Raw genomic sequence first — 14,830 nt, 5'->3', positions numbered from 1 at the left:
TCCCGGAAAGGATATGAGCCGCTACCAGCCCCCATTGACCCTGACGCCTCGAATGCTCGCACTGATCGCGGAGATCAGTGAGCAGATCGGTCAGCTTTCGGCTGCCGACAGTGGGCGACAGACACCCCAGTTGCGTCGTGGGAATCGTATTCGAACGATCCAGGCATCTCTGGCAATTGAAAACAACACGCTCAGCGTCGAGCAGGTGACTGCTGTATTGGCCGGGCAACGGGTGCTGGGTTTGCCTCGAGAAATTCAGGAAGTGCGCAATGCTTTTGCCGCTTATGAATGCTTGATTGACTGGAAGCCCGGCAATCGATCCGATTTACTGCTCGCCCACAAGCAGTTGATGCAGGGGCTGATTGACGAGAGTGGTCGTTTTCGGCGGGCAGGTGTGGGTATCTATCGAGGTGAGCAACTGGTCCACATGGCGCCGCCGCCAAGCCGGATTGACCAGTTGGTGGATGACTTGCTGGCGTGGCTCGATGCTTCGGACTGGCATCCGTTGATCACCAGTTGTGTCTTCCACTATGAGTTCGAGTTCATCCATCCATTTGCCGATGGCAACGGGCGAATGGGACGGCTCTGGCAAACGTTGATCCTCAGCCAGTGGCGGCCGGTGTTGGCGTACTTGCCCGTTGAGGCGGTGATTCGCGAGCAGCAGGATGATTACTACGCGGCGTTGTCGGCCGCTGACCGAATGGCAGAGTCAACGCCCTTCGTGGAGTACATGTTGAATGCGTTGAATCTGGCGTTGCGTGAGGCGATCGAAAGTGAGCCATCCACCGACCAAGTAACCGACCAAGTAACCGACCAAGTAAAGAAGCTGCTTCATTTGCTCGCTGGAAGCGTTCCGCTCAGCGTAAATGAGTTGATGAGTGCGCTGGGGCTGGCCCATAAAGCAACTTTTCGCGCGAACTACCTTACACCTGCATTAGCCGGTGAGCTGATTGAAATGACTGATCCTGACTCACCCAGGAGTCCGAATCAGAAGTATCGGCTGACGTCACTCGGCAAATTGAAGGTGCAGAAGTTGCAGCACATGTAGCCAAGCGTTGATTCAAAAAAAATGCCCGCATCTCTCGATGCGGGCATTTTTGTATACGTCGATCTATCGGTGATGCACACCTCGATCACTGATCGTCGAAATACCGCTCATGCCAATCCACCAGCGGTTGCGGCGAGTTGAGTTTCTGGCCGTAGATCACCGAGTAGGACAGCACGTTCTGCACATACTGGCGGGTTTCGTCGAACGGTATGCTTTCCACCCAGACGTCGAAGCTCAGGTGGTCGGCGCCGCGCAGCCACTGGCGCACGCGGCCGGGGCCGGCGTTGTAGGCGGCGGAAGCGAGCACACGGTTACCGTTGAACTGGCTGTGCACCTGGCTCAGGTAAGCGGCGCCGAGCTGGATGTTTTTATCCGGATCGAGCACCTGCTGTGGCGAGGCCAGCGGGATGCTGAACTTGCGCGCGGTTTCCTTGGCGGTGCCGGGCATCAGTTGCATCAGGCCGCTGGCGCCGACGCTGGAGCGGGCGTCGTCCATGAACGCACTTTCCTGACGGGTAATGGCAAACACCCAGCTCGAGTGCAGGCCGCGGACCTTGGCTTCGCGCACCAGGGTGTCGCGGTGGGCCATCGGGAAGCGGATGTCCAGATCATCCCAGTACTGCGCCTGGCTGATGGTGCGGATGGCCGGGAAGTACCATTTCAGGTCGTAGGCCAGTTTGGCCTGGGCGACCATCTCGTCGCGGCTGAAGTGCCGGCTGACGTGATACCACTCGCGACGGCCATCGACGATCTGCCCACGGGCGTGGAACTCCAGGGCACGGCGCACGCCTGGGGTGTTGCGCACTTTGTTGATCAACGCCTGACTGAGCACCAGTGGTTTGTTGTTCAGCGAGTACGGCGATTGCGAGCGGTCGGCGGCGAGGAAACCGTAGAAGTCACGTTCCCGCGACAGGTTCTTGTACAGCGTCTGCGCTTCCGGGTTCTGCGGTTGCGCCAGTTCCAGACTGCGGGCCTGCCAGTAACGCCAGCGGTTGGTAGTGGCCAGATCCTGCGGCAGACGGCGGGTCAACTGGTAGGCATCGTCCCAGCGCGCCAGACGCAACAGCAGACGCAGGCGCCATTCGGACACGGTGTTGTCGCGCAGTTCCGGGTCGTATTTGGTCATCACGTCCAGCGCGCGGCTGTCGAAGCGGCGGGCCAGAGTCAGGCCGATTTCCCGGGCGATCGCGACTTTTTCATCCCGGGAGAAATGCATGCTGCTGGCATAACCGTCGAGCAGGGCCATGGCCTTGTCCGGATCCTGACGCGCGAGGCGGCGCAGGCCCAGGCTGACCACGTCGGACATCGGTTCATCGGCCGGCGTGAAGCGCGACGGCTGGTTGAGCAATTCCGGTTTCTGCGCCACGTCCACCAGCAGGCGGCCGCGCGGGGCGAGGGTGGTCAGGCCGTTGACCAGGCTGTTGGCCAGCGGATAGTTGCGGTGCTGGGCGGCGAGTTTGGCGCGTTCCCAGCGTTTCTGTTCGGTCAACTGACCTTCGGCGGCCCACATGCCGAACAACGCGTCACAGGCGGCGGGCTGGGACTTGCCGGTCAGCCACAGTTTTTCGGCGTTGGCGTAGCCCTCGGCCTTCTTGTTATGGCTGATCTGGTACTGCGCGTTCAGGCAGTCCAGCTCGGTGAAATTCAGTTTGGGGTCGTAATACTTGACGAACGTCGCCCAGTCGCCGCGATCGGCCAGCCAGCGCAGCCAGCGCAATTTCATCCAGTTGGCTTGAGGAAGGTCTCCGTGTTCGGCGAGGAATTTTTCGATCTCCGCGTTGCTGGCGGACTTCAGCCGGGCGGTCAGCTCATCGTAGGCCAGGTATGGTTCCAGCGGATAGTCGGCCAGGGCCTGGCTGTAACGGAAATACGGGCCGGTGTCGCCCTTGGCCAGGGCGCGCTTGGCTTCATCGTAATACTGGCGTTGGGTGGACAGGTCCACCGCCTGGGCGGATTGAACGGCAGCGGCGGAAAGCAGCAAACATGACAAAACACTGAAGAGGCGACTGCGCATGAGACATCCGGGCAGAGAAATCATGACAAGTGCCGGCCCAAAACCCGCACTGAATTGTCTGTAGCTTAGCCTTTTGCCAGCAGCGGGCGAAAGCTTTGCGGGCCTTGCAGCACAAGTTCGCAACAATTGTTGTGCAGAGTGCGTCAGCGGCGAAATTGCCGGCCTGCTCGGGTCCCGATTCAGGTAGAATGCGCGCCCGGTTTTTGGAGAAGCTCATGACCCTGCTCAAATTCAGCGATGTGTCCCTTGCATTCGGCGCGATGCCGTTGTTGGACAAGGTGTCCTGGCAGATCGCCCGTGGTGAGCGGGTGTGCATCATCGGCCGCAACGGCACTGGCAAGTCCAGCATGATGAAACTGGTCAAGGGCGACCAGAAGCCTGATGACGGCTCGGTGTGGCGTGCCCCCGGTCTGAAAATCGGTGAATTGCCGCAGGAATTGCCGGTAGCCGACGAGCGGACCGTGTTCGACGTGGTCGCCGAAGGCCTCGACGGTGTTGGCGCCTTGCTCGCCGAATACCATCACCTGAGCCAGAACATCGTCACCGACGCCGATCTGGACAAGCTGATGCACGTTCAGCACGACCTCGAAGCCCGCGATGGCTGGCGCTTGCAGACTCTTGTCGACAGCACCCTGAGCCGCCTGCAACTGCCGGCCGACAAGACCCTCGCCGAATTGTCCGGCGGCTGGCGTCGTCGCGTGTTGCTGGCGCAGGCGCTGGTGTCCGAGCCGGATCTGCTGCTGCTCGACGAGCCAACCAACCACCTGGATATCGGTGCGATTGCCTGGCTTGAAGAAGCGCTGAAGGATTTTCAGGGCGCCGTGCTGTTCATCACGCATGACCGTTCTTTCCTGCAAAACCTCGCTACCCGCATCCTCGAACTGGATCGCGGCGGCCTGATCGACTGGAACGGTGACTACGCCAGTTTCCTCGTCCATAAAGAAGCCGCACTGGCCGCCGAAGAAACCGCCAACGCGCTGTTCGACAAGCGTCTGGCCCAGGAAGAAGTGTGGATTCGCCAGGGCATCAAGGCCCGTCGCACCCGTAACGAAGGCCGCGTACGTGCCCTGAAAGCATTGCGCGTGGAGCGCAGCGAGCGTCGCGAGCGAACCGGCAAGGCCAACATCCAGCTGGAAACGGCAGAGAAGTCCGGCAAACAGGTGATGGTGCTGGATAACGTGAGCTTCGCGCATCCGGGCGGTCCGTTCCTGATCCGCGATTTCTCCATGGTGCTGCAGCGCGGCGACCGGATCGGCCTGCTCGGCGCCAACGGTACCGGCAAGACCACCCTGTTGAAACTGATGCTCAGCGGTCTGCAACCGACCAGCGGCAAAGTGGAAGAGGGCACCAAGATCGACGTGGCCTACTTCGACCAGTTGCGCCATCAGCTGGATCTGGAAAAGACCGTGATCGACAACGTCGCCGAAGGTCGCGACTTCATCGATATCGACGGCCAGAGCCGCCACGTGTTGAGCTACCTCGGCGACTTCCTGTTCAGCCCGCAGCGTGCCCGCACGCCGGTGAAGGCGTTGTCCGGTGGTGAGCGCGCGCGTCTGCTGCTGGCCAAGTTGTTCAGCAAGCCGGCGAACCTGCTGGTACTCGACGAGCCGACCAATGATCTCGACGTGGAAACCCTCGAGCTGCTCGAAGAAGTGCTGTTGACCTTCAACGGCACCGTGCTGATGGTCAGCCACGACCGGGCATTCCTCGACAACGTGGTTACCAGCACTCTGGTCTTCGAAGGTGAAGGCAAGGTTCGCGAATACGTCGGCGGCTATCAGGACTGGATCCGTCAGGGCGGTTCGCCGCGTCTGCTGGGCGTGACCGAAAGCAAATCCGGCAAGGCTGACCTGAACTCGGCGGTGGTCACTGCCGAGCCGGCTCCGGTTGCCGCGCCGGTTGTTGCGGCCCCGGCTGCGAAGAAGAAACTGAGCTACAAGCTTCAGCGCGAGCTGGAAGCGCTGCCGGGCGACATCGACGCCAAGGAGCAGCAGATCGCTGCGGTCGAGGCTGAAATGGCTGAGGCCGGCTTCTATCAGCGTCCGCCGGCCGAGACGGCCAAGGTGATTGCTTCGCTGGAGCAGTTGCAGGTTGAGTTGGATGCGCTGGTGGAGCGTTGGGCCGAGCTGGACGCCTGATTGTTTCCAGGTATGAAAAAGCCCGGCGTCCAGTGATGGGCGCCGGGCTTTTCAGCTTTCATGAGTGACTGGGATCAGCGTTTGACCAGGTGCACCGCGAGCACATCGCAAGGTGCGCCGTGCAGCACGTCGTTGGCGGTCGAGCCCAATAGCAGTGCCAGACCATGCCGGCCATGGCTGCCGACCACGATCAGGTCGCATTTCTGTTCCTTGGCGAAATGGTGAATTTCCTGACGCGGCTGGCCGTAGGTCAGGTGGCAGTTGGCGCCTTCGAGCTCGCTGTACTTGTGCTTCAGGCGTTCGAGGCGTTCCTTGGCCTGATCGAACTGCTGTTGTTGCAGTTGTGACAGATCCATCGGCACGTCACCGCCGAAGGCCATGGCCATCGGTTCGACGATATGCACCAGCGACAGCTTGGCGCCATTGCTCACCGACAGCTCTCGGGCGCGGTGGATCACAGGGTCGCACTCTTCGGTCAGATCTACGGCGACCAGGATATGGTGGTAGGGCATGAGGTGCTCCTCGTGAGGGATCAATATTGTTAAGTATGGCTGGTTTCAAGCGCATTGGTTCCAAAGTGACGCAATGGGCTCATCAAGATTCGGGAGTAGAGATATGACGGTCTGGCTGGTGGTGTCAATCCTGCTGGTGGTGCTGAGCCCCCTGGCGTGGTTGCGCCCGTCCCGTGCACAGAGTGGCCGGATAGCCTTGCGCACGGAGGCCCGGCGCATTGGGCTGGCCATGCAACTGGCGCCCCAGGAGTGGCCGCACTGGCTGAGCCAGGAGCCGCCGAACCCGTGTGCGCAATACCATCGGCCACGGCGTGGCAAGCAGCCGGCGTGCTGGACGTATTGGCAGAAATCCCCGGGCGTGTGGGTCAATCAGTGGCAGGAAGTCTGTGAAGATCCGCTGTTGCTCAATCATTTCGAAAAATTGCCGGGCAATGTTTTCAAGGTTGAAGCCGACAAGCAGATGATCGCCCTCTATTGGGGTGAGAAAGGTGAAGCGTCGGTGTTGCTGGAGATTGATGCCACGCTGAAAGCGCTGGCATGACTTGCGGACTTTTCGCGCTGCAACGGTGCGAAAGGTCTGGCAGACGCGCAATAAAAAGCCCGACATGATTCATCGGGCGGGGTTGGCCAGGCAGGCCGGAAATTCTTTTTGGCGTTGAACCGGAGTCATCCGGTCAGCAAATCTGCGCCTGTTTTCCTTCGTAGTCCAGCCAGCGTAGCCTGTTAAACAAGGCTTGCGCTGAATTAGGGCGACTTTTCTAACTATTAATCTTATGAATGCCCTCACATGCAAGCGTGTGTGGCCGGGCTGCGTCCTACAGAAATGACCGCAAAGTCGCATTTCAACCCGTATTTAGGGCGATTGACAATTGTCGGAAATTCCGTGAAGGTGGCGTACCCAAATCAAACGGGCGTATGAATTGAGCGTTTGTATTGCAGACTGCTCCTACAGAATCCCGACTATCGCGTTGGCGGGTGTGCCGGGTGGATGGGTGTCAGCATCGACGAAAAAACGTCCTGCCGAGCCATTTGCCTGCGTCCGACGTGTACTGTTCAGCTTCCATATCGTGGAGATCAGTTGATGATTTACGAAGGTAAAGCCATCACGGTTAAAGCTCTTGAAAGTGGCATCGTCGAATTGAAATTCGACCTCAAGGGTGAGTCCGTCAACAAGTTCAACCGTCTTACCCTGAACGAACTGCGTCAGGCCGTAGACACCATCAAGGCAGATGCTTCGATCAAGGGCGTGATCGTCAGCAGTGGCAAGGACGTGTTCATCGTCGGCGCCGACATCACCGAATTTGTCGACAACTTCAAGCTGCCGGATGCCGAGCTGGTTGCTGGCAATCTCGAAGCCAACAAGATCTTCAGCGATTTCGAAGACCTCAACGTTCCGACCGTGGCCGCGATCAACGGCATCGCCCTGGGTGGCGGTCTGGAAATGTGCCTGGCGGCGGACTACCGCGTCATGTCGACCAAGGCCAAGATCGGTCTGCCGGAAGTCAAGCTGGGCATCTACCCGGGCTTCGGCGGCACCGTGCGTCTGCCACGCCTGATCGGTGCGGACAACGCTATCGAGTGGATTGCCGCCGGCAAGGAAAACCGTCCTGAAGACGCGCTGAAAGTCGGCGCCGTCGATGCCGTGGTTGCTCCTGAAAAACTGCAGGATGCTGCCCTTGAACTGATCAAGCGCGCGGTCTCCGGCGAGTTCGACTACAAGGCCAAGCGCCAGCCGAAGCTGGAAAAGCTCAAGCTGAACGCCATTGAACAAATGATGGCTTTCGAAACCGCCAAAGGTTTCGTGGCTGGCCAGGCTGGCCCGAACTACCCGGCCCCGGTCGAAGCGATCAAGACCATTCAGAAAGCCGCGAACTTCGGTCGTGACAAGGCGCTGGAAGTCGAAGCGGCAGGTTTCGTGAAACTGGCCAAGACTTCTGCCGCGCAGAGCTTGATCGGTCTGTTCCTGAACGATCAGGAACTGAAGAAAAAGGCCAAGGCCTACGACGAAATCGCCAAGGACGTGAAGCAGGCCGCCGTATTGGGCGCCGGCATCATGGGTGGCGGTATCGCCTATCAGTCGGCCTCCAAAGGCACGCCGATCCTGATGAAGGACATCAACGAGCACGGTATCGAGCAAGGTCTGGCTGAAGCCGCCAAGCTGCTGGTCGGCCGCGTTGATAAAGGCCGCATGACCGCCGCGAAAATGGCTGAAGTGCTCAACGGCATTCGTCCTACGCTGTCCTACGGCGATTTCGGTCACGTCGACCTGGTCGTTGAAGCTGTGGTCGAGAACCCGAAGGTCAAGCAAGCCGTTCTGGCGGAAGTCGAAGACAAGGTCAAAGAGGACACCATCCTCGCGTCCAACACCTCGACCATTTCCATCAGCCTGCTGGCCAAGGCCCTCAAGCGTCCGGAAAACTTCGTCGGCATGCACTTCTTCAACCCGGTGCACATGATGCCGCTGGTGGAAGTGATCCGTGGCGAGAAGTCCAGCGAGCTGGCGATTGCCACCACCGTTGCCTACGCCAAGAAAATGGGCAAGAACCCGATCGTCGTCAACGACTGCCCGGGCTTCCTGGTCAACCGCGTACTGTTCCCGTACTTCGGCGGTTTCGCCAAGCTGGTCAGCGCCGGTGTGGACTTCGTCCGTATCGACAAGATCATGGAAAAATTCGGCTGGCCGATGGGCCCGGCGTACCTGATGGACGTGGTCGGCATCGACACCGGCCACCACGGTCGTGACGTGATGGCCGAAGGCTTCCCGGACCGCATGAAGGACGACCGTCGTTCGGCCATCGACGTGCTTTACGAAGCCAAGCGTCTGGGTCAGAAGAACGGCAAGGGCTTCTATGCCTACGAGGCCGACAAGAAAGGCAAGCAGAAGAAAGTCGCCGACCCGTCGGTATTGGAAGTGCTCAAGCCGATCGTCTACGAGCAGCGCGAAGTCACTGACGAAGACATCATCAACTGGATGATGATCCCGCTGTGCCTGGAAACCGTGCGTTGCCTGGAAGACGGCATCGTCGAAACCGCCGCCGAAGCCGACATGGGTCTGGTCTACGGTATTGGTTTCCCTCCATTCCGTGGCGGTGCGCTGCGCTACATCGACTCGATCGGTGTTGCCGAGTTCGTTGCCCTGGCCGACCAGTACGCTGATTTGGGCGCGCTGTACCACCCGACCGCGAAGCTGCGCGAAATGGCCAAGAACGGCCAGAGCTTCTTCGGTTAAGCGCCCCCAACTAGAGTGAGAGTGAACTTATGAGCTTGAATCCTAGAGACGTCGTGATTGTCGACTTCGGTCGTACTCCGATGGGCCGCTCCAAGGGCGGCATGCACCGCAACACCCGCGCCGAAGACATGTCGGCGCACCTGATCAGCAAACTGCTGGAACGCAACACCAAGGTCGATCCTGCGGAAGTCGAGGACGTGATCTGGGGCTGTGTGAACCAGACCCTGGAACAAGGCTGGAACATCGCGCGCATGGCGTCGCTGATGACCCAGATCCCGCACACCTCGGCCGGCCAGACCGTCAGCCGTCTGTGCGGCTCGTCGATGAGCGCGCTGCACACCGCTGCGCAAGCGATCATGACCGGCAACGGTGACGTGTTCGTGGTTGGCGGCGTCGAGCATATGGGTCACGTGAGCATGATGCACGGTGTCGATCCGAACCCGCACATGTCCCTGTACGCGGCGAAAGCCTCGGGCATGATGGGCCTGACCGCTGAAATGCTGGGCAAAATGCACGGCATCACTCGCGAACAGCAGGACGCCTTTGGCGTGCGTTCCCACCAGCTCGCTCATAAGGCGACTGTGGAAGGCAAGTTCAAGGACGAAATCATCCCGATGCAGGGTTACGACGAGAACGGTTTCCTGAAAACCTTCGACTACGACGAAACCATTCGTCCGGAAACCACCCTGGAAAGTCTGGCGGCTCTGAAGCCGGCGTTCAATCCAAAGGGCGGCACCGTGACTGCCGGTACTTCGTCGCAGATCACCGATGGTGCTTCGTGCATGATCGTGATGTCGGCACAGCGTGCGCAGGACCTGGGCATCCAGCCTCTGGCGGTGATTCGCTCGATGGCGGTAGCGGGTGTGGACCCGGCCATCATGGGCTATGGTCCGGTACCGGCGACTCAGAAAGCACTGAAACGTGCCGGCCTGGGTATCAACGATATCGACTTCTTCGAGCTCAACGAAGCGTTTGCCGCACAGGCCCTGCCAGTGCTGAAAGACCTGAAAGTGCTCGACAAGATGAATGAGAAGGTTAACCTGCACGGCGGCGCGATCGCCCTGGGTCACCCGTTCGGTTGCTCCGGTGCCCGTATTTCCGGCACGTTGCTGAACGTGATGAAGCAGAATGGCGGCACCTTCGGGGTGGCCACCATGTGCATTGGCCTCGGCCAAGGCATCTCCACCGTCTTCGAACGCGTTTAAGCGTCTCGTCGATGGAAGCCGGGGCCAAGTGCCCCGGTTTTTGTTTTTGCGGATTTATTTTTGTTTTTATTTTGAAAAAATTTGAGTGAGGGCCGAAGCATGCCGATACAACCTGGGCTCTACCAACATTACAAAGGTCCGCAGTACCGCGTATTCAGTGTCGCGCGGCATTCCGAGACCGAGGAAGAAGTGGTCTTTTACCAAGCCCTGTATGGCGATTACGGCTTCTGGGTACGTCCCTTGAGCATGTTCCTGGAGTCCGTCGAGGTTGACGGGGAGCAGGTCCCACGCTTTGCTTTGGTGCAAGCCGAACCGAGCCTTTTTTCGAAGCCGTAAGGCGAGTGCGCGCAAAACCCTGCGCTTGACCTCACCTTGTAGCCACTATATATAGCGGTGCCGCGTCAGGCGCCAACCGCCTTTCACTTCTAGAATTCAGGAATTTTCTGATCCATGGGCAAATCGCTGGTCATTGTGGAATCCCCGGCTAAGGCCAAGACCATCAACAAGTATCTGGGCAACCAATACGTGGTGAAGTCGAGTATCGGCCATATCCGAGACCTGCCCACCAGCGGTTCGGCTAGCGCCAGCAAGGAGCCAGCCGCCAAGCGCGGCAAGGCTGCTGCGGGCGAAGCGCCAGCGCTGTCGCCCAAAGAGAAGGCGCGCAAGCAGCTGGTCTCGCGCATGGGTGTCGATCCCGATCATGGCTGGAAAGCCAAGTACGAGATCCTCCCGGGCAAGGAAAAGGTCATCGAAGAGCTGCGCCGGCTCGCCAAGGATGCTGACACCATCTATCTCGCAACCGACTTGGATCGCGAGGGGGAAGCCATTGCCTGGCACCTGCGCGAAGCCATCGGTGGTGATGACAGCCGCTACAAGCGCGTGGTGTTCAACGAAATCACCAAGAAGGCGATTCAGGAAGCCTTCTCGGAGCCGGGCGAACTCGACATCGATCGAGTGAACGCGCAGCAGGCCCGTCGTTTCCTCGACCGCGTCGTCGGCTACATGGTCTCGCCGCTGCTGTGGGCCAAGATCGCCCGTGGTCTGTCTGCCGGTCGCGTGCAATCGGTTGCCGTGAAACTGGTGGTCGAGCGTGAACGTGAAATCCGTGCGTTCAACCCGGAAGAGTACTGGGAAGTGCATGCCGATCTCGGCACCGCCAAAGGCTCGACCGTGCGTTTCGAAGTGGCTCGCGAGAAAGGCGAAGCCTTCAAGCCGCTGAACGAAGCGCAGGCGACGGCCGCGCTGGAGAAGCTCAAATCCTCCAGCTACAGCATCGTCAAGCGTGAAGACAAACCGACCAGCAGCAAGCCGTCGGCACCGTTCATCACCTCCACACTGCAACAGGCCGCGAGCAACCGCCTGGGCTTCGGTGTGAAGAAAACCATGATGATGGCACAGCGTCTCTACGAAGCTGGCTACATCACTTATATGCGTACCGACTCGACCAACCTCTCGGCTGATGCCGTGGCGATGGCGCGTGATTACATCGAAACCGAGTTCGGCAAGAAGTACCTGCCGGAGTCGCCGAACGTCTATAGCAGCAAGGAAGGCGCACAAGAGGCTCACGAAGCGATTCGTCCTTCCGACGCCAACACCACGCCAGCCAAGCTGGCCGGCATGGAGCGCGACGCTGAGCGCCTCTATGAGCTGATATGGCGCCAGTTCCTGGCTTGCCAGATGCTGCCGGCGCAATACCTGTCGACTACCGTCAGCGTCGCTGCCGGCGATTTCGAGCTGCGCGCCAAGGGCCGCATCCTGAAGTTCGACGGTTATACCCGCGTGCTGCCGCAAATCACCAAGCCTGGCGACGACGACGTTCTGCCGGACATGGCGCAGGGCGACGTGATGAAGCTGATCAAGCTCGATCCGTCCCAGCACTTCACCAAGCCGCCGGCCCGTTATTCGGAAGCCAGCCTGGTGAAGGAAATGGAAAAGCGCGGCATCGGTCGTCCTTCGACCTATGCGGCGATCATCTCGACCATTCAGGATCGCGGCTACGTGACCCTGCACAACCGTCGTTTCTATTCGGAAAAGATGGGCGACATCGTCACTGAGCGTCTGTCGGAAAGCTTCTCGAACCTCATGGACTACGGCTTCACTGCCGGCATGGAAGAGAACCTCGATGACGTGGCCCAGGGCGAGCGCGACTGGAAAAACGTGCTGGACGAGTTCTACGGCGACTTCAAGAAAAAACTCGAAGTGGCGGAGAATCCGGAAGCCGGCATGCGTGCCAACCAGCCGGTAATGACCGATATTCCGTGCACCACCTGCGGCCGTCCGATGCAGATCCGTACTGCGTCGACGGGTGTTTTCCTAGGCTGCTCGGGTTACAGCCTGCCGCCGAAAGAGCGCTGCAAGGCCACCGTCAACCTGGTGCCGGGCGATGAAATCGCGGCGGACGACGAGGGCGAGTCGGAATCTTTGGTGCTGCGCGGCAAGCATCGCTGCCCGATCTGCAGCACGGCGATGGACGCCTACCTGCTCGACGAGAAGCGCAAGCTGCACATCTGCGGTAACAACCCGGATTGCGCCGGCTACGAAATCGAAGAAGGCAGCTATCGCATCAAGGGCTACGAAGGTCCGAGCCTGGAGTGCGACAAGTGCGGCAGCGAGATGCAGCTAAAGACCGGCCGTTTCGGCAAGTTCTTCGGTTGCACCAACCCGACGTGCAAGAACACCCGCAAACTGCTGAAGAGCGGTGATGCGGCGCCGCCGAAGATGGATCCGGTGAAGATGCCTGAGCTGAAATGCGAAAAGGTCAACGACACCTACATTCTGCGTGACGGTGCGTCCGGCCTGTTCCTGGCGGCCAGTCAGTTCCCGAAAAACCGCGAGACCCGTGCTCCGCTGGTGATCGAGATTCTGCCGCACAAGGACGAGATCGATCCGAAGTACCACTTCCTGTGCGAAGCGCCGCAGAAGGATCCGGATGGCCTGCCAGCCGTGATCCGCTACAGCCGCAAGACCAAGGAGCAATACGTTCAGACCGAAGTCGACGGCAAGCCGACTGGCTGGAAAGCGTTCTTTGACGGTGGCAAGTGGACGGTCGAGGACAAGCGTCCGGCGAAAGCCAAGGCTTGAGCAAGCGCTGATCTGAAGGTGTCCTGACTGGGCATCTTCAATACAAAAGGCCGCATGACAACCTTCTGGTTTTCATGCGGCCTTTTTGTTTAATGCTTGCGGTCGGATTGGTTGATCCATGACACTGTCCGGCCTGTGTGAAGCAATTATTTCGTTGTGGAGAGTGCCGACATGGCCCACGAACTCTATACCCGTACCAATCAGAAGATCTATTTCGCGGGTTTGTCGCTGGAAGCGCTGGCCAGAGCCGAAGAGGGGCGGGCGATGAACTCGCTGGCGTTGATCCAGGCCGGGCGCGAATCCGCACTGTTTCATCTCTACGGTGCGTTGTTGGGGCTGTGTCATGAAATCGCCGGCTTCTATCGTCTGCCGCAAGCCAATGCGTCGCGGGCGGAAACTCTGCTGACCCGCGAAGTGCTGGAGTCGATTGCCATTCCTGAGCTGGCGGAGATGATTGAGTTGGCTGGCAATCCGGAGACCTGGCTGGCTAAATTTCTGGCCGCGCACTCGGCGTTGTTTCAGCCGCCACGGGTGCCACACAAGCCGAAGGGCGATGTGACGCAACCGTTGATTCAGGCTGTGAATCTGGATGAAGAAGAGGCAGTTGAAGAGTTGAGCCGCGAAGAGCTCGAGAGCTGGCGGCAGAACCTCAAGGGGCTGGCAATCCGTTTCCGTGAAGGCTTGAACGAGTGCTGAGGAGCTGTGGACTGGCGGCGACGAGAGGCGTGCTGCTGGTCAAGATCCCGAGCGAAGCCTGAATGATGTCTATATAATCCCTGCCTTTCGTGGAGAACAGACCTATATGCCAACGTCCTTTCTAGAAATTGTCGAGCTACCAGACGGCCGAATCGAACTGCGCAGGGCCGAGGACGAGGGTTCTCTGGTGACTCTGGATTTCTCCGAGGATGCCAAGGCGTTTCTGCAGGGCCAGCACGTTGAAATTGCCAAGGCGATGTTGAGCGTCGGCGTGCAGATGGCGGGGCGTATGGTTGAAGGCGAATTCGATAAGGATGAGGGGCCGCGGGTTCTTCATTGATCCGCTGTCTGTCAGTTACTGCTCCAGACCGGCTTCTCTATCCTTGGAGAAGCCCTGCGCTTCACATGGCGCGCATTGTTGCATCATCCCAGACGAATGTTCAGGCTTTGAGCGTCCCCGGTACGGGCGGCGCTGATCAGCTGTTGCCGTGACCCTGCGCTCAGCGGATTCAACCATGTGACGACCGTGTGGCTGCGGCCCAGGCGTAATGCTTCACAGGCCAGCTGCTGAGCGCTTTGAGCTCCGCGCGGTTGCAGCAGCAGGATGCGTTCTCGGTTCAGTCCAGCGTCCCGCAGCCAGGTCTGGGTCAGGCTCGCCGGTGGCGCAATCAGGGTCAGCCAGCGTGCGTCCTGATCTTCACTCAATTCGCGAAGAATAGGTGCCAGCAGGTTCAGGCAGTTCCCGGCCGCACCGCGCAGTGACAGCTCACTGAACGCTTCGGGTTCGGTATTCCACGGCCGCTCGACGACATCCTTGAGGATGGGGGCGATGGGCTGCGCCAGAAACGCTTCGAACAACGGCAGTTGTGTTTGCTGAGGTGCGTGTGGGAACTGCATAAAGCCTCCT

12 protein-coding genes are annotated in these 14,830 nt (G+C 59.5%); 9 read left to right on the top strand and 3 right to left on the bottom strand.

Annotated elements, in window-relative coordinates; translation table 11 throughout:
- Window positions 1–13 precede the first annotated feature (13 nt).
- Entirely contained in the window at window positions 14–1,048 is a 1,035-nt protein-coding gene (locus IHQ43_RS19845; protein ID WP_192561815.1) for a Fic family protein, read from the top strand.
- An 85-nt stretch (window positions 1,049–1,133) separates the two neighbouring features.
- Here IHQ43_RS19845 and IHQ43_RS19840 read toward each other — a convergent pair whose 3' ends face one another.
- Window positions 1,134–3,062: a transglycosylase SLT domain-containing protein gene (locus IHQ43_RS19840; RefSeq protein WP_192561814.1), complete on the bottom strand. Its 1,929-nt coding sequence runs from the start codon at window positions 3,060–3,062 to the stop codon at window positions 1,134–1,136.
- Window positions 3,063–3,277: 215 nt separating this feature from the next.
- Between IHQ43_RS19840 and IHQ43_RS19835 the strand changes: the two genes are divergently transcribed.
- Complete coding sequence (locus tag IHQ43_RS19835) at window positions 3,278–5,200, top strand: ATP-binding cassette domain-containing protein (RefSeq protein WP_192561813.1); 1,923 nt, start codon at window positions 3,278–3,280, stop codon at window positions 5,198–5,200.
- Between the two features lie 74 nt (window positions 5,201–5,274).
- On the opposite strand, the gene IHQ43_RS19830 is transcribed toward IHQ43_RS19835, so the two are convergent.
- Entirely contained in the window at window positions 5,275–5,712 is a 438-nt protein-coding gene (locus IHQ43_RS19830) for a universal stress protein (RefSeq protein ID WP_192561812.1), read from the bottom strand.
- A 103-nt stretch (window positions 5,713–5,815) separates the two neighbouring features.
- Between IHQ43_RS19830 and IHQ43_RS19825 the strand changes: the two genes are divergently transcribed.
- The 7 genes from IHQ43_RS19825 (at window position 5,816) to IHQ43_RS19795 (ending at window position 14,263) form a co-directional block, all read left to right on the top strand.
- Window positions 5,816–6,253 carry a hypothetical protein gene (locus IHQ43_RS19825; RefSeq protein WP_192561811.1) on the top strand — a complete coding sequence of 146 codons (438 nt, stop codon included), beginning with the start codon at window positions 5,816–5,818 and terminating at the stop codon, window positions 6,251–6,253.
- 540 nt (window positions 6,254–6,793) lie between these two features.
- On the top strand, window positions 6,794–8,941 hold the full coding sequence (gene fadB, locus IHQ43_RS19820; RefSeq protein ID WP_007953061.1) for a fatty acid oxidation complex subunit alpha FadB: 2,148 nt from the start codon (window positions 6,794–6,796) through the stop codon (window positions 8,939–8,941).
- A gap of 29 nt (window positions 8,942–8,970) precedes the next feature.
- Window positions 8,971–10,146 (top strand): acetyl-CoA C-acyltransferase FadA, encoded by a 1,176-nt coding sequence (fadA, locus tag IHQ43_RS19815; protein ID WP_007953060.1) that lies wholly within the window; start codon window positions 8,971–8,973, stop codon window positions 10,144–10,146.
- A gap of 99 nt (window positions 10,147–10,245) precedes the next feature.
- Entirely contained in the window at window positions 10,246–10,482 is a 237-nt protein-coding gene (locus IHQ43_RS19810) for a DUF1653 domain-containing protein (RefSeq protein ID WP_007953059.1), read from the top strand.
- A gap of 114 nt (window positions 10,483–10,596) precedes the next feature.
- Entirely contained in the window at window positions 10,597–13,227 is a 2,631-nt protein-coding gene (gene topA / locus IHQ43_RS19805; RefSeq protein ID WP_192561810.1) for a type I DNA topoisomerase, read from the top strand.
- A 171-nt stretch (window positions 13,228–13,398) separates the two neighbouring features.
- A complete protein-coding gene (locus IHQ43_RS19800) occupies window positions 13,399–13,923 on the top strand; it encodes a DUF6586 family protein (RefSeq protein ID WP_192561809.1) in 525 nt (174 codons plus the stop codon).
- A 106-nt stretch (window positions 13,924–14,029) separates the two neighbouring features.
- The gene (locus IHQ43_RS19795) at window positions 14,030–14,263 is read left to right on the top strand and encodes a hypothetical protein (protein WP_007953047.1); all 234 of its coding nucleotides are present in this window, start codon (window positions 14,030–14,032) and stop codon (window positions 14,261–14,263) included.
- Window positions 14,264–14,346: 83 nt separating this feature from the next.
- On the opposite strand, the gene sulA is transcribed toward IHQ43_RS19795, so the two are convergent.
- Entirely contained in the window at window positions 14,347–14,820 is a 474-nt protein-coding gene (gene sulA, locus IHQ43_RS19790; RefSeq protein ID WP_007953046.1) for an SOS-induced cell division inhibitor SulA, read from the bottom strand.
- Window positions 14,821–14,830 lie beyond the last annotated feature (10 nt).

The sequence above is a fragment of the Pseudomonas gozinkensis genome (assembly GCF_014863585.1).
GTDB classification, from domain to species: Bacteria; Pseudomonadota; Gammaproteobacteria; order Pseudomonadales; family Pseudomonadaceae; genus Aquipseudomonas; species Aquipseudomonas gozinkensis.
The sequence above is the reverse complement of the archived record's forward strand: the minus strand, read 5'-3'. Positions and strand labels throughout refer to the sequence as shown.

What these genes read in the sequence shown, in the direction of transcription:
- IHQ43_RS19845 (WP_192561815.1), top strand. Translation starts at nt 14, where the DNA reads ATGAGCCGCTACCAGCCCCCATTGACCCTGACGCCTCGAATGCTCGCA.
- IHQ43_RS19840 (WP_192561814.1), bottom strand. Translation starts at nt 3,062, where the DNA reads ATGCGCAGTCGCCTCTTCAGTGTTTTGTCATGTTTGCTGCTTTCCGCC.
- IHQ43_RS19835 (WP_192561813.1), top strand. Translation starts at nt 3,278, where the DNA reads ATGACCCTGCTCAAATTCAGCGATGTGTCCCTTGCATTCGGCGCGATG.
- IHQ43_RS19830 (WP_192561812.1), bottom strand. Translation starts at nt 5,712, where the DNA reads ATGCCCTACCACCATATCCTGGTCGCCGTAGATCTGACCGAAGAGTGC.
- IHQ43_RS19825 (WP_192561811.1), top strand. Translation starts at nt 5,816, where the DNA reads ATGACGGTCTGGCTGGTGGTGTCAATCCTGCTGGTGGTGCTGAGCCCC.
- fadB (WP_007953061.1), top strand. Translation starts at nt 6,794, where the DNA reads ATGATTTACGAAGGTAAAGCCATCACGGTTAAAGCTCTTGAAAGTGGC.
- fadA (WP_007953060.1), top strand. Translation starts at nt 8,971, where the DNA reads ATGAGCTTGAATCCTAGAGACGTCGTGATTGTCGACTTCGGTCGTACT.
- IHQ43_RS19810 (WP_007953059.1), top strand. Translation starts at nt 10,246, where the DNA reads ATGCCGATACAACCTGGGCTCTACCAACATTACAAAGGTCCGCAGTAC.
- topA (WP_192561810.1), top strand. Translation starts at nt 10,597, where the DNA reads ATGGGCAAATCGCTGGTCATTGTGGAATCCCCGGCTAAGGCCAAGACC.
- IHQ43_RS19800 (WP_192561809.1), top strand. Translation starts at nt 13,399, where the DNA reads ATGGCCCACGAACTCTATACCCGTACCAATCAGAAGATCTATTTCGCG.
- IHQ43_RS19795 (WP_007953047.1), top strand. Translation starts at nt 14,030, where the DNA reads ATGCCAACGTCCTTTCTAGAAATTGTCGAGCTACCAGACGGCCGAATC.
- sulA (WP_007953046.1), bottom strand. Translation starts at nt 14,820, where the DNA reads ATGCAGTTCCCACACGCACCTCAGCAAACACAACTGCCGTTGTTCGAA.